We start from the raw sequence: 14,409 nt of genomic DNA, 5'->3' as shown, positions 1-14,409 counted from the left end.
CCCACCCCTCTCACCGGAGCACCCGTGTGTACTTCGCATGACCTGGAACCCCGCGAGGCCGAGCAGGCCGGCGCCGGACGGCGCGGCTTCCTGCGTGCCACCGCCCTGCTCGGCGCGGCGGCCACGGCGGGCGTCGCGCTGCCCGCCGCCACCGCCGAGGCCGCGGAGGCGCGTTGGCGGCCCGACGCCGACAGCCACCGCTTCACCCTCGCCGTGATGCCCGACACCCAGTACCTGTTCGACGGGCCCGGCATCGACGCGGCGCCCTTCGAGGCGTCGCTGCGCTATCTGCTGGAGCACGGCCGGGACGAGAACATCGTCTTCCTCTCCCACCTCGGCGACCTCACCCAGAACGGCGCCGAGGCCGAAGTGGCCGCGATCAGCGAGGCGTTCGGGCTGCTGGACCGGCGCGGCGTCGGCTACAGCGTGCTGGCCGGGAACCACGACGTGAGGTCGTCGACGACCGACCAGCGCGGCTCCACGCCGTACCTGGAGGCGTTCGGACCGGACCGCTTCCGGGGCAGGAAGACCTTCGGGGGCGCGTCCGCCGACGGCTACAACACCTTCCACCTCTTCAGGGCGGCGGGCCGCGAGTGGATGGTCCTCGCGCTGGACTGGCGGCTGTCGGACCAGGGGTACGCCTGGGCGAAGGACGTCCTGGCGGCCCATCCGACGACACCGGTGATCCTGACCACCCACGAACTGGTCGTCGCGGACGACGCGTTGTCGTCCTACGGGCAGCAACTGTGGGACCGGCTCATCACCGACCACGACCAGATCTTCCTCACCCTCAACGGCCACTACTGGCCCGCCGGGCGCGCGACCCGCCGGAACGCGGCCGGACACGACGTCCATCTGCATCTGACGAACTATCAGAACCGCTACTTCGGCGGCGCGGCCATGATCCGCCTCTACCGCTTCGACCTGGACCGCGGTGTCATCGACGTCGAGACGGTGTCGCCGTGGATCCTGGGCCGGGCCGCGAAGGGCCTCAACGCGCTGGAACGGCAGGAGATCGAACTCAGCGGTGACGCCGACCGGTTCACGGTCGGGATCGACTTCGCCGAACGGTTCTCCGGCTTCGCCCCGGTGCCCGCCCGTGCGGCACGGCCGGTGTCGCGGATGCTGGTGCCGGGCACGGTCGCCTACTGGCGGTTCGACGGCGCGGTGAGCGGTGGCACGGTCCGCGACCTGTCCGGGCGGGGCAACGACCTCTCCCTCGTCACGGTCGGCGGGGGCACCCTCGGCTGGTCGGCCGACCACCACCCGGACCAGCCCGGACACGGCAGCCTGGAGTTCCAGGGCCACAAGTCCCCGCTCCAGGGCGCCTATCTGCGCACGGTCGACGGAGCGCCGCTCAACTCCGCGACGTTCAAGGCCGGTTACACCATCGAGGCGTTCTACCGGCTGCCCGCCGACTGGGACCCCTCCCAGCACGCCTGGTCCGGCATCGTCGGCCGCACCGGCACGGGCGGCGCGGCGGGCAAGACCGCCGACGACCCCGACGAGCCGCTCGCCACACTCTCCCTGTCCAACGACCGCGAGCCCCAGTGGGCGATGCGCCCCCTCAACCAGGAGGGCATCACCACCAACTGGGGCCAGGAGACACCCCTGGAGACGTGGTGGCACCTCGCCGTCGTCAACGACGGACGGCACACCACCCTCTACGTCGAGGGCTGCCCGGTCGTCCGCAACCCCGAGGCGGCCTCCGTCGGCATCGCCTCGGTCGGCCTGCCGTGGCTGCTCGGCGGATACACGTACGGCGGGCGGATCGACCAGATCCTGCACGGGCGCCTCGGTGACGTCCGCATCGCCGAACGGGCGCTGCCCGTCACCTCCTTCATGAACCACTGAGAGGCCCCACCATGTCCGAGCAGCAGCTTCCCGCCTGGGCCGACCCGTCGGTCTCCCCCGGCGACCTCGACGCGCAGGGCGTCTCGCGCCGCGGACTCCTGCGCCGCGCGGGCCTGTTCGGCGCCGCGTTCGCCCTGGGGTCGGCCGTGCCCGCCGCCGCGTCCCCGCAGCGCCACGGCGGCGACGACCCGCGGCTCGCGTACCTCGTGGGCGACCACCACGTGCACTCCGTGTACAGCCACGACGCCAAGTACACGTTCACCCAGCAGGCGCGGGCCGCCGCCAAGTACGGCCTGGACTGGATGGTGTTCAACGAACACTCCAACTTCGGGCACGCCGAGCACGGGGCGAGGCTGGAGCACGCCGAGATCGTCAAGGCCCGCTCCGCGAACCCGCGCCAGCTGATCTTCCAGGGCCTGGAGTGGTACATCCCGGCCGCCGAGCACTGCACCGTCTTCGCCGCGCCCGGCCCCCACGAGACGGACCTGCTCACCCGGTTCGAGCTGGCCTACGACGGCAAGCTCCTCAACTACACGGAGGGCGCGGCCGGGGCGACCGACACCGCCCGTAACGAGGCCCACGCCGTCAAGGCGGTCAAGTGGCTCGCGGAACAGCGCCGTTCGGGCTACGTCGACGACGTCCTCGTCCTCGCCAACCACCCCCTGCGGCTCGGCATCGACTCCCCGCACGAGATGCGCGCCTGGCGCGACGCCGCCCCCGAGATCATGATCGGCATGGAGGGCGCGCCCGGCGCCCAGGGCGCGGCGATCCCCGGCTGGCGCGGCACCACGTCCATCCGGGGCGAGTACGAGAACAAGCCGTCGGCGCAGTCCTGGCCGGGCTACCCGGCGGACGCCTACCTCACCTACGGCGGTTTCGACTGGGCGACGGCGACCGTGGGCGGTCTGTGGGACTCGATGCTCGCCGAGGGCAGGCTGTTCACGATCACCACCAACTCCGACAACCACCGCACGGTCTTCGACACCTGGAAGAACGGCGACTGGCCGGCCGGGCAGAGCTTCGACACCACCGGCAAGCTGCCCGACCCGGTGAACACCGACACCCCGCAGGCCGGCAGCGACTTCTGGCCCGGCGAGTTCAGCCGCACCCACGTCGGCGTCACCCGCTACGGCTACCGCGCGGTCATGGCGGGTCTGCGCGCGGGCCGCGTCTGGCTCGACCACGGCCATCTGCTCGACGGCCTCGACGTCCGCCTCAAGCGGGACTGCGACTCCGGTCGCGGGGTGACGCTCGGCGGCCGGCTCCGCGTCCGCAAGGGCGAGAAGCTCACGCTGTACGTCACCGTCACCTCCGCCTCGCGGCCCAACCCGCAGGGAATCCTGCCCGGGCTGGCGCACGTGGACGTCATCCGGGGTGCCGTGCGCGGCCCGGTGAGCGACCAGGACACCTGGCGGGCGCCCGACACCAGGGTGGTCCGGACGCAGGACGTCTCCGGCCGGAAGGGCACGTACACCCTGCGCGTCCCGCTGACCGCCGGGGACGAGTCCTTCTACGTCCGCCTGCGCGGCAGCGACGGCAACCGCCACGGCGCGGGCTACCTCGGCGCGGCGATCGACCCGAACGGGCCGGTCCCGCACACGCCGGGGGACGGTGACCCGTGGGCGGACACCTGGTTCTACTCGAACCCCGTCTTCGTCGACGTGGCGGGCGCCTGACGAAGCAGGTCACGGCCCGAACCCAGCGGGTACGGTGGCCGCGTGACCACCGAAGAGCCGTTGCGGCCCCAGTCCCTGATGCTCACCTTCCTGGGCGATCAGGTGCTGGGGCGCGACGTGTGCGTGTACTCGGGCAGTGTCATCGACGTGTTCGGGCGCGTCGGCGTCGGCGAACAGGCGACCCGTTCGACCCTCACCCGGATGGTGAACCGGGGTCTGCTGCGCCGCCAACGCGAGGGCCGCCGCATGTACTTCGGACTGACCGGGCACTCGGAGGCCGTCCTGCGCGACGGCGAGCGCCGCATCTGGCAGACCGGAGCGGTGAACCGCCACTGGGACGGCACCTGGACCCTCCTCGGCTTCTCCCTCCCCGAGTCCTGGCAGCGCCAGCGCCACGACCTGCGTTCCAAACTCACCTGGTCCGGCTTCGGCCCCTTGTTCAGCGGCCTGTGGATCGCCCCGGGCGAGGTCGACGTGTCCCCTCTGGTCACCGAACTCGGCCTGGCGGCCCACGTGAAGATCTTCCGCGCCCACGCCGACACCGGGATGGACCTGGAGGCGATGATCGAGGAGACCTGGTCCCTGCGCGAACTCGCCGAACGGTACGAGGCGTTCGCGAACCGCTGGCATCCGTGGGAGACGCGGGCGCCGGACGCCGGCACCGCGCTGGGCCGGCGCCTCCTCCTCCAGGCCGAATGGCTCCGCGTCATCCGCGCCGACCCCCGCCTGCCCGTGAAACACCTCCCGGACGACTGGCCGGCGGAGGAGGCGGAGAAGACGTTCCGCGGGGTGCACGAACGGCTCACGCCGCTCGCCCGGGAAACCGCCGCCCAGCACATCGACGTGGTGCCCACGCGCACCGAGCCGGACACGGCATAGGGCCCGTCACACGACGGGCGGCTCCAGATCCAGGTGGATGCGTCCGCCTTCGCGCACGGTGACCGTGTGGGGATGTTCCGCACCGAGAACGCGCTCGAAGTCGGCGAGCGCGCCGGCGCGCAGGGCGTGCGACTCCTGGGCGCGGCCAAGAGCGCGCTGTGTGACGGCCAGGTTGGCACGAGCGGCGACGGTGTCCGGATGCGACGCACCCACCGCCGACGAGAAACCGGCGACGGCCGCCTTCTCCAGTTCCTCGGCCCGGGCCGATTCACCGAGTTCGGCGAGGACGTTGGCGAGGTTGACCGAGCAGGCCAGCGTGTGGGGGTGCCGCTCCCCCAGGACGGTGCGCAGGGCGGCGAGATTGCGTTCCAGCAGCAACCGGGCACGGGCGTGTTCCGCCGAACCGCTGAGGAAGACGCCGAGGTTGTTGACGGCGTCCAGGGTCGCCGGGTGGCGTTCACCAAGAGCGGCGCGGTACTGGCCCACGACGTCCTGCGCCAGGTGCAGGGCTCGCCCGCGGACGCCGGCGGCGTAGAGGTCGCAGGCGTGGTTCAGGGTGCAGTCGAGGACGTCCGGTGTGGTCACGGGGGTCTCGCGCAGACGGTAGTGCTCCAGGGTGCGCTCGGTGAGGCCCAGGGCTTCCTCGACCCTGCCGGCCCGGCGCAGGGACACCGCGAGGCTCTTGGCGGTGCGCAGCGTCTCCGGGTGGTCCTCGCCCAGGTTCTCCTTGCAGAGCTCGTGACTTGTGCTGAGTTCCGCCACCGACTTCTCGTAGTGGCCCGTGTCGCGCAGGTCCCGTCCGAGGATGGTCAGGGTGAACAGGGTGTGCGGGTGCGCGCCGCCGAGATGGGTGCGCCGCAGGGCGTAGACCTCCTCGTCGAGGGTGCGCGCCTCGTCGTAACGGCCCAGGAGCCGCAGGCACAGGGCCAGGTTGTTGCGGGCGTTGAGTGTTCGCGGGTGGTTCGCACCGAAGATGTCCTCGAATCCGGTGTGGGCCTCGGTGGCGAGTTCCAGTGCTTCGTCGAAGCGGCCGAGGCTGCCGAGGTCGGCCGCGAGGGCGCTGGCCGTCATGAGGGTGTGCGGGTGGCCCGGGGTCAGCAGGGCCCGCTGCCCGGACAGCGTGGAGAAACCCAGTTCCGCCGCCTCGTCGTACCTGCCGAGGGAGCGCAGCACATTGCCGGTGTGGCACTGCAGGCGCAGCAACTGCACTTGCAGATCCAGGTCCTCGCTCCCGGCGAGCCGGATCTGCCAGCGCTCGCGCAGGTCGTCCGCGAGGGACAAGGCGGCGTTCAGATCACCGCGCCGCCACAGATGACGGACCCGGTCCATGAGCAGTGCGCGGGTTTCCGGTTCGTCGCACTCCGCGGCGCCCGACGCCTTCAGATGAGGCCAGATCGCCTCGAAGAGGGGCCCGTTCTCCGGATAGTCGACCGGCTCGTCGCCGGACGGCCGGACGGAGACCAGGATGCGGTGGACGATGTGTTGTGTCTCCCGCTGCTCGTGCGGAGTGAGCCCGGAGCGGATCACCGCCTGCACCAGGCGGTGCACCTGGATGGACAGGGTGACCGCGTCGACCCGCGCGAGAGCGAACCGGCCGATCTCCCTGATCACCCGCCCCACGAGCATCCTCTCCTGCAGCGCGGGTTCCGCCGCGGCGAGAAAGCTGACCATCCGGTCGCTGTAGAGCAACGTCATGGAGATGGGCTCGGCGGCGAAGAAGGCACAGAGCTGGAGCAGGCGTACCGCGGCCGGGGAGCGCTCCTTGAGCCGCTCGATGGAGACGTTCCAGGTGGCGCCGACCGGCTCCGGATAATTGGCGGGCCGTCCGAGCGACATCACCTGCAAGGCCTGTTCCTCCAGCGCCGCGAGGTACAGATCGACAGGGGTGCCGGTCTCGGCGAGCCAGGCACCCGCCTGGTCCAGGGCGAGTGGCAGGTCACCGACCGCCGCCGCGACCCGTTCGGCGTCCTCCAGGCGGAGGTCCGCGGCGCGGAGGAGGAGCCGTTCGATGCTCTCCGCGCGCAGGAAGGGTTCGATCTCCATGATCTCGGCGCGCTGTTGCCAGGCCCGGTTGCGGGAAGTGACGAGCACCCGTCCGGCGCCGCCGGGGAAGTAGCGGCTGACGTCCTGCGGCTCGTCCGCGTTGTCGAACACGAGGAGCCATCTGAGGCCAGGGGTCTGCCACAGATGGTCGAGGGCTTCGCGGGCGCCCAGGGCGGCGTCGTCGCCCGTTCTCAGCCCCAGTCGGCGGGCCAGGTTCGAGAGGGCGTCGATCACGCTCTCCGGTGACTCGGCGGAGATCCACCACACCACGTCGTGGTCGGCGGCGAACCGGTGGGCGTATTCCAGGGCGATCTGCGTCTTGCCGACCCCGCCCAGCCCGCACAGGGCGTACATCGTCGAAGCGCCCTCGGCGTCGGTACCGCGGCCGAGGGTGTCGCGCAGTCGCTCCAACAGGGCGCTGCGGCCGGTGAAGTGGCTGTTACGGGAGGGGAGGTTCGAGAGTCGGGGCACCGTACCGGGAAAGCGGGTGTCCGTCACGGCCGCACCGTCGACCCCCTGCGCGGGCTGGACGGGGCGGCCGAGCACCCGTAACAGAGCGGCAGCGGCGTTCCGCTCATCGGTACCGACGAGATCGAGCCATGACTGCTCGCCGAACACGGTCGCCGGGGGCAGGGGGCCGACGCGCACCGCGACGACCTGACCGCGGTGGGCGTTCTCCCCCGCGTTGGCCGTGTCCCATACGTGGCGAGCGCGCGACGAGCGCTGGTAGGCCGGGGAGAGCAGGAAAAGCGTACGGCCGGCCGGTTCCTCGGCGCCGTCGTCCGGCCCACCGACGTACTTCGCCGACACCCTGAAGCCCGCCCGGGCCAGCAGATCGACGATCCAGTCGGCCCACATGCGGTCCTCGGAGACGTAGCTGAGCCGTAGTTCGGACGTGAGGGCGATGCGGGAACGGCCGAACTTCCGCCTGACACCGTCGCGCACGTCGTACGGCATCGGGGGCATTCGGGAGACGGCCCGATCCGTGATCACACCGGTGAGGCGCTCGAACGCCGACAGCAGGGACGTGGGGTTGCCGGGCTCGTCACCGAAGGCGGCCAGGGTCTCCTCGTAGGCGTAGTAGGGGCGGTACGGAATCTCCACCGCTCCCCAGTAGGCGGTGAGGCCCTCCCCGTCCAGGTCCGCCGGAAGGCCGTCGAAGCGTTTCCGGGCGAGGGCCCGTCCGGCGTCCGCTTTCTCCTTCTCGCCCTCGTCGATGCGCATGGGGACGGGCAGGATGCGGATGCTCCGGCCACGGAAGCGCTCGTGGATCTCGTGGGCTACGGCGGCGGCGCCGTCGATGCTCTGGTCGCTGAGGGTGAAGCAGTCGACGAGTACGTCGGGCAGGTGGGCGGTGCAGATGTCGGCGATGTCGGACAGACCGGTGCGGCTGTCGATGAGGACGTAGTCGTAGTGCTCCCGCATGTCCGCACGCAGCGCGTCGAGGAACAGGCCCCCGCCGAGCGCGTCGTAGAAGTGGTCCCAGTCGAAGGAGGTGACGCTCGACGCGTAGTCACGGCCCTGACGGCCGGCGAGGACCAGATCGAGTGTTCCTGGGCTCGGGAAGAGCCAGTCGAGGGAGACGGCGTGACTTCGTATGCGGGCGTACGCGCGGTGCCAGTCGGGCTGCCGCTCCCCGGCTTCGGGGTCGTCGGCGGCCGCCCAGGCGTACTCCCTGATCAGATCGATGACGCCGGTGGTGGCGCGGACGGTGCCCGGGTCGAGGAAGGGATGGAAGAAGCGGTGCAGGCCGGGGGCCTCCAGGTCCCAGTCGACGGCCAGCACCCGCTGCCCGTTGGCGGCGAGGATCCAGGCGACATTGGCGAGGGTCATGGTGCGGCCGGTGCCGCCTTTGTACGAGTAGAACGTCACGATGCGGCCCGGAGGACCGCCCTGTCCGTCATTCAGAGTCATCGGGGCTCTCCTTCTCGTCCCCCGGGTGCGGTGCCGGGGACCAGGCGTCGGAGCCGCCGAGGCGGAAACGCGGGGTGGGTCGTCCGGGCGGCAGCGGGGGCCGGGCCCTTCTGAGGTAGTGCCCTTCCGCCCAGCGCACGACCCGCGGAAGCACCTCCCGGAAGGATCGCTCGTCGGGCACGCCTCGCACGGCGGTCCGGCAGGCCTCGCGCCCTTGGCGTGTCCGGCGCGGGAGGGTGGCGTTCAGTTCGGCGGCCAGTTCGTGTTCGATCTCGTCGCCGTCCGGGTCGTCGTCGTTCCATGGGACGACGAGGCCGACGGGACGCGCGTCGCTGTCGTCGAACTCGGCCAGCCGGGTGCGGTGTTCGGGGTCCCGCAGCAGCCAGCGGTCCAGGAGCAGGACCTCCGGGGCGTCGGCGGGAGGGGCCGTGTGGTCGAACTCGCCCACGTCGGCACGGAAGTCGAGCCCGGCGGCGATGTCGGCGGCCACTTGGGCCACTGGCGCCTCCGCCACCGGATGGTAGGGATTCCAGTGCATGGACGTGGGGCCGTAGTACTGCGCGTCGCGCCCGTCGGGCAGCTGGTCCAGCGTGCCGGCCGCCACGCTGATCCGCAGCCTGCGCCTGGTGGGGGCGGCGGCTGCCTCGGCGAAGGCGTCGCGTGCGCCGTTCAGGGAGTCCGGAGCGCCACGCTCCACCACGATGCTCTCGCCGACCTCGACGATGCGACGGGCGAGGTGCAGCACCGCCTTCTGGTAGTCGCGACGGAACGACTGGAGTTTGGCCAGTCCGTACAACCCGTACGTGCGGTAACGCTCACCCAGTTCGGGATGCGTGTACTGCACTTCCCGCACGCAGTGGGGAAGTCCGCGGTCGGGTACGGGCGCCCACAGGGCAGGCACGATCGCGCTGGGCGTGCTCCGCGCCTCGGGGTCCCGGTGACTTGCGCTCCGGTCGAGGAAGGCCGCCCATTCCTTCCCGCACCATGGGCTGATGAAGTAGCGCGGGGAGTAGAGCGGCACGAAGACCCGGCAGCCGCCGAGCGAGTCGGCGAGTTCGTGGTTCCAGATCTGACCGGGCCCTATCGTGCGGTCCATGAACCCGGGCGCACCGGGATGGGCGGTCAGGTTGTGGATGTGGTCGCACAGGTCACGGAAGAGGCGGTACACCCACAGATCCGGGTCGGGCTCGTCGGCTCGCCCTGGTGGCATGTGGGCGTAACTCAGGAAGAAGTAGGGCGCCCCGGCGTCCTCCCCCGACGGCTGCGTCAGCTCCACGCGCCCCCCGATCCTGCCCCCGACCCCCGTGCCCTCCCCCGGGGTTGAACACTCAGTGTAGGAACTTCGCGGCTGTCTGTGAGGGGGGCGGGAAAAACGTGCCAGAGTCTTTTTCCCTCACCCGGACACCGTCTCGAATGCGTTCGGCACGGCCTCGGAGGCCCCGGACCCCAGGCCCCGCTCTCCGGCCCGGCTCGACGCCGGTGCTCCCGCCGACGCCCCGGAAAACGCGGCTACGCGTAGAACCGCGACAGACTCTGCAACACCGCCGCCGGCTTCGCGCCGCCCTCGATCTCGATCGCCCCGTCGACCGTGATCTGGACGCCGCCGGGCACGTCCTCGACGGCCGTCAGCTTCGCGGTGAGGCGGATGCGGGAGCCGGCCGTGACCGGGGAGGGGAAGCGGACCTTGTTGAGGCCGTAGTTGACCTTGGTGGTGACGCCCTGGACGTCGAGGAGTTCGGTGAAGAGGGGGATGAAGAGGGAGAGGGTGAGGTAGCCGTGGGCTATCGGGGCTCCGAAGGGGCCCTCGGCGGCCCGGGCGGGGTCGACGTGGATCCACTGGTGGTCGCCGGTGGCGTCGGCGAAGGTGTCGATGCGGTCCTGGGTGACCTCGATCCACTCGCTGGTGCCGAGGTCGCCGCCGGCCAGCTTCCTGAGTTCGTCGAGGCCGTTGACGGTGATGCTCATGGGGTTCCTTCGTTCTCTCGGCTGGTGCCGTAGCGCTTGCGCACGCGGGACTTGAGGAGCTTTCCGGAGGCCGTGCGCGGGAGTTCGTCCGCGATGACCAGTGACTTGGGGATCTTGTACCTGGCGAGGCGGCCGGCGAGGGTGGCCAGGAGCTCGTCGGGGTCGGGGGACGCGCCCTCGCGGAGGACGACGACCGCGCGCGGCACCTCGCCCCACTTGTCGTCGGGGACGCCGATGACGGCGCACTCGTCGATGTCGGGGTGGGACAGCAGGAGGTCCTCGATCTCGGCGGGGTAGATGTTCTCCCCACCCGAGATGATCATGTCCTTGATGCGGTCGACGATGAAGACGTAGCCGTCCTCGTCGACGCGTGCCGCGTCCCCGCTGCGGAACCAGCCGTCGGCGAAGGTCGCCGCCGTCTCCTCGGGCAACCCCCAGTAGCCGGGCATGACATGGGGGCCGCGGACCGCCACCTCGCCGGTCTCGTCGACGTCGACGCCCGTCATGTCGGGCCGTACGACCCGCACGTCGCTGAAGAAGTGCGGGACGCCCGCCGAGCCGGACTTGGACACGGCGTGCTCGGCGTCGAGGAAGAGCGTCCCGGGGGACGCCTCCGTCATGCCGTAGCCCTGGAGGAAGGTGAGCCCGCGTTCCTGGTACGCGGAGATGAGCGCCGTCGGGACCGGGGAGCCGCCGCAGGTGAGGATACGGAGGGAGGAGAGGTCGGCGTCGGGCCAGCGCGGGTGGCGGGCGATCTGCTCGAACATCGTCGGGACGCCGAACATGAAGGTGATCCGGTGGCGTTCGACCAGGTCGAAGGTGGCCGACGGGTCGAAGGACGCCACCAGGACACAGGTGCCGCCCTTCAGCAGCACGGGCAGCGTCAGCATGTTCAGGCCCGCCGTGTGGAACAACGGGGCGGAGACCAGGGCTCGTTCGTCGGCGATCAGGTCGGTGTCGACGAGGACGTTGAGCGCGTTCCAGGTGAGGTTGCCGTGGGTGAGCATCGCGCCCTTGGGACGGCCGGTGGTCCCCGAGGTGTACATGATGATGCAGGTGTCGCCGGGCAGGACGGGTTCGTCGATCGGCTCCACGGAGGCGTCCGCCAGGGCCTGTTCGTACTCGGCGCCGCCCGCCTCGACGTAGATCCGTACGTCGGTGCCGCCCGGCAGCCCGGCGACGAGTCCCGTGTGCGCGGGGCCGTGGATCAGCGCCTTGGCGCCCGAGTCGGAGAGCTGGTAGGCGATCTCCGGTCCGGCGAGGCGGGTGTTGAGCGGGACGAAGACCGCGCCGAGGGTGCCGGCGGCGAACAACGTCTCCAGGTAGGAGGGGTGGTTGGGGCCGAGGTAGGCGACACGGTCGCCGCGCCGGACGCCCCGGGCGCGCAGGGCGTGGGCCAGGCGTGTGGTGCGGGTGTGCAGCGTGCGGTAGTCGGTCGGCCGGTCGTCGTGGACCAGCGCGGTGCGGTGCGGGGTCTTGCGGGCCCGGCGTGCGGGCCATGACCCCAGTCCCTCGTTGCGCATCTACGGCCCCGTTCCCTCGTCGCGCAGCATGTGCAGCCCCTTACGGCTTGGTCAGGCCGAGCAGGCGGGCGGCGTTCCCCTTGAGGATCCTCGGCCTGACCTCGTCCTTGATCGGCAGCTTCGCGAAGTCGGCGAGCCAGCGGTCGGGGGTGAGCACGGGGAAGTCGGAGCCGAAGAGGACCTTGTCCTTGAGCAGGGTGTTCGCGTACTGGACGAGCTGCGGCGGGAAGTACTTCGGGGACCAGCCGGAGAGATCGATGTGGACGCCCGGCTTGTGCGTGGCCACCGCCAGCGCCTCGTCCTGCCAGGGGAAGGACGGGTGCGCCAGGATGATCCTGAGGTGGGGGAAGTCGGCCGCCACGTCGTCCACGTGCAGGGGGTTGGAGTACTTGAGGCGGATGCCGCCTCCGCCGGGGACTCCGGCGCCGATGCCCGTCTGGCCCGTGTGGAAGAGGGCGATGGCGCCCGTCTCCTCGATGACCTCGTACAGGCCGTACGCCACCGCGCGGTCGTCGGGGAAGAAACCCTGGATGCTGGGGTGGAACTTGAAGCCCTTCACCCCGTACTCCTCGACCAGGCGCCGCGCCTGCCGGATGCCCGCCTTGCCGCGGAAGGGGTCGATGGAGGCGAAGGGGATGAGGACGTCCGAGTTGACGGCCGCCGTCTCCGCCACCTCCTCGTTGGGGACGGGCGCGGTGCCGGTCGCCGATTCCGCGTCCACCGTGAAGATGACCGCGGCCATGTTCCGCTCGCGGTAGTAGGCGGCGGTCTCCTCAATCGTCGGCTTCCGCTGGCCCTCGACCTTGAAGTACGCGGAGGAGGCGTCGTGCAGGTCGTCGTCGAGGGAGGAGTGCCCCTGGGACGACACCTCCGCGTGGGTGTGCACGTCGATGGCGACGAGCGAGGCGAGGTCCATCACGCCTCCGGGAGCTTCGGGGCCGGAATGCCGACGCTCTGGAGCTCGGCGCCCACCGATGCCGGAAAGGCATCGGCGAGCGTGTCGGGGGTCCAGCCGCCGTCCGCGTACGCCGTCCTGATCTCCTGCGGGTGCGACCACAGTGCCACCTTGTCGCCGCCGATGCCGATGGCCTGCCCGGTGATGCCGCGGGCGGCCTCGGAGGCGAGGAAGGGCACGAGCGCGGCGCAGTCCTCGGGGGTGCCGAAGCCCTCGCCCTTGCGCAGGGCGTCCGGGACCGGCTCGCCGCCCCGCAGCGCCTCGATGTACAGGGCGAACGCGGGGATCGTCTCGGTCATCGCGGTCGCGGCGACCGGCACGATCGCGTTGACGGTGATGCCGGCCCGGCCGAGCTCCATCGACCAGGTGCGGGCCATGGCGGCGATGCCGGCCTTGGCGGCGGCGTAGTTGGTCTGCCCGAAGTTGCCGCGCTGCCCGGCCGGGGAGCCGACGAGGATCAGGCTGCCGCCCTCGCCCTGCTCCCGCATCCGGACGGCGGCGGCGCGGGCGCAGGTGAAGGTGCCCTTGAGGTGGGTGGTGATCACGGCGTCGAAGTCGTCGTCGGTCATCTTCCACAGGACCCTGTCCCGCAGGATGCCCGCGTTGGTGACGAGGACGTCCAGCCGTCCGAACTCCTCCACCGCCCGGCCGACCAGGCGGTCGGCGGCCTCGCTCGTGCCGACCGGGACGACCTCGGCGACGGCCGTGCCGCCGGACTCCTCGATGGACTTCACGGCCGCCCCGGCGACCGCCGCGTCGATGTCGTTGACGACGACGCGGGCGCCGTGGGCGGCGAGGGCGTGCGCGTAGGCGAGGCCCAGGCCCCGGCCGCTGCCGGTGACTACGGCGACCTTGCCGGTCAGATCGATGGTGGCCACGGAGGGTCCCTTCGCATGGGGTGCGGTTGGCACGGTCGTGCGGTCCGTTCACGAGCGCACCAGGTACGGCCCGGTGCGGCTTCGTCGGGATCGAAGCTAAGAGCAATAATTGTTGACGTCAATAGTTGTTCGCGTCATACGGGTACGTCATGCTGGAATCCGTACGACCGACCGAACCCGGGGAGCCCGCCATCACACGCCAGCACGCCACGAATCCGAGCCCGCAGCCGATCGACGCCGACGAACCATGGATGCGCGCCCTGCACGCCGACACCGGCTACCTGCTCTACCGACTGGGCCTTCGCTCCGGGCAGTTGTTCAACACGTTCCTCCAGGAGTCGGGGCTGCGGCTGCGCCACTACGCGGTGCTGCGGTTCCTCGCGGGCTCCGAGGGCGCCCTCCAGCGCGAACTGAGCGCACGGCTCGGCTACGACCCGAGCGCGATCGTCGGACTGGTCGACGACCTGGAGAAGCAGGGCTTCGCCGAACGGCGCCCCTCCCCCGACGACCGCCGCAGCCGGATCGTCGTCCTCACCGAGGCGGGCCGCGCGTTCCTGCGCGACACCGACGAGGCGGGGCTGCGGGTGACGAACGACCTGCTGGGCCCGCTGGACGCGGCCGAGCGCACCGCCCTGCACACCCTGCTGCTGCGGATCGCGGAGGACGGCCTGAACTGATGCTGTGCAGGTGATTGACGGCCGCACGGCAGATGCCTAACTTCA

10 protein-coding genes are annotated in these 14,409 nt (G+C 71.1%); 4 read left to right on the top strand and 6 right to left on the bottom strand.

What is annotated here, in order from left to right:
- Positions 1-24 precede the first annotated feature (24 nt).
- Genes ACIPSE_RS25505 through ACIPSE_RS25495 form a run of 3 tightly spaced genes read left to right on the top strand, consistent with a single transcriptional unit; the run spans position 25 to position 4,409 of the window.
- Complete coding sequence (locus ACIPSE_RS25505) at positions 25-1,854, top strand: LamG-like jellyroll fold domain-containing protein (protein WP_401666271.1); 1,830 nt, start codon at positions 25-27, stop codon at positions 1,852-1,854.
- Between the two features lie 11 nt (positions 1,855-1,865).
- The gene (locus ACIPSE_RS25500; protein ID WP_401666269.1) at positions 1,866-3,530 is read left to right on the top strand and encodes a histidinol-phosphatase; all 1,665 of its coding nucleotides are present in this window, start codon (positions 1,866-1,868) and stop codon (positions 3,528-3,530) included.
- 42 nt (positions 3,531-3,572) lie between these two features.
- On the top strand, positions 3,573-4,409 hold the full coding sequence (locus ACIPSE_RS25495; protein WP_401666266.1) for a PaaX family transcriptional regulator C-terminal domain-containing protein: 837 nt from the start codon (positions 3,573-3,575) through the stop codon (positions 4,407-4,409).
- A gap of 6 nt (positions 4,410-4,415) precedes the next feature.
- Here ACIPSE_RS25495 and fxsT read toward each other — a convergent pair whose 3' ends face one another.
- The 6 genes from fxsT to ACIPSE_RS25465 all read right to left on the bottom strand — a co-directional run bounded on the left by fxsT (position 4,416) and on the right by ACIPSE_RS25465 (position 13,687).
- Entirely contained in the window at positions 4,416-8,366 is a 3,951-nt protein-coding gene (gene fxsT / locus ACIPSE_RS25490; RefSeq protein WP_401666263.1) for an FxSxx-COOH system tetratricopeptide repeat protein, read from the bottom strand.
- The gene (locus ACIPSE_RS25485; protein WP_401666260.1) at positions 8,353-9,642 is read right to left on the bottom strand and encodes a TIR-like protein FxsC; all 1,290 of its coding nucleotides are present in this window, start codon (positions 9,640-9,642) and stop codon (positions 8,353-8,355) included. The genes fxsT and ACIPSE_RS25485 overlap by 14 nt, the downstream gene beginning before the upstream one ends.
- Positions 9,643-9,875: 233 nt before the next feature.
- Positions 9,876-10,331, bottom strand: coding sequence for a MaoC family dehydratase (locus ACIPSE_RS25480; protein WP_401666257.1), 456 nt, complete (start codon positions 10,329-10,331; stop codon positions 9,876-9,878).
- Positions 10,328-11,854, bottom strand: coding sequence for a long-chain fatty acid--CoA ligase (locus ACIPSE_RS25475; protein WP_401666254.1), 1,527 nt, complete (start codon positions 11,852-11,854; stop codon positions 10,328-10,330). The genes ACIPSE_RS25480 and ACIPSE_RS25475 overlap by 4 nt, the downstream gene beginning before the upstream one ends.
- Before the next feature lie 40 nt (positions 11,855-11,894).
- Complete coding sequence (locus ACIPSE_RS25470; protein ID WP_401666252.1) at positions 11,895-12,770, bottom strand: amidohydrolase family protein; 876 nt, start codon at positions 12,768-12,770, stop codon at positions 11,895-11,897.
- On the bottom strand, positions 12,770-13,687 hold the full coding sequence (locus ACIPSE_RS25465; protein WP_401666249.1) for an SDR family NAD(P)-dependent oxidoreductase: 918 nt from the start codon (positions 13,685-13,687) through the stop codon (positions 12,770-12,772). Before ACIPSE_RS25465 ends, ACIPSE_RS25470 begins: the two co-directional genes overlap by 1 nt.
- A gap of 251 nt (positions 13,688-13,938) precedes the next feature.
- Between ACIPSE_RS25465 and ACIPSE_RS25460 the strand changes: the two genes are divergently transcribed.
- Complete coding sequence (locus tag ACIPSE_RS25460) at positions 13,939-14,364, top strand: MarR family winged helix-turn-helix transcriptional regulator (protein ID WP_401667233.1); 426 nt, start codon at positions 13,939-13,941, stop codon at positions 14,362-14,364.
- Positions 14,365-14,409 lie beyond the last annotated feature (45 nt).

This window comes from Streptomyces sp. NPDC090106 (genome assembly GCF_044747265.1).
GTDB lineage: Bacteria > Actinomycetota > Actinomycetes > Streptomycetales > Streptomycetaceae > Streptomyces.
Note: the sequence above shows the minus strand (reverse complement) of the source record. Positions and strands in the feature narration are given on the sequence as shown.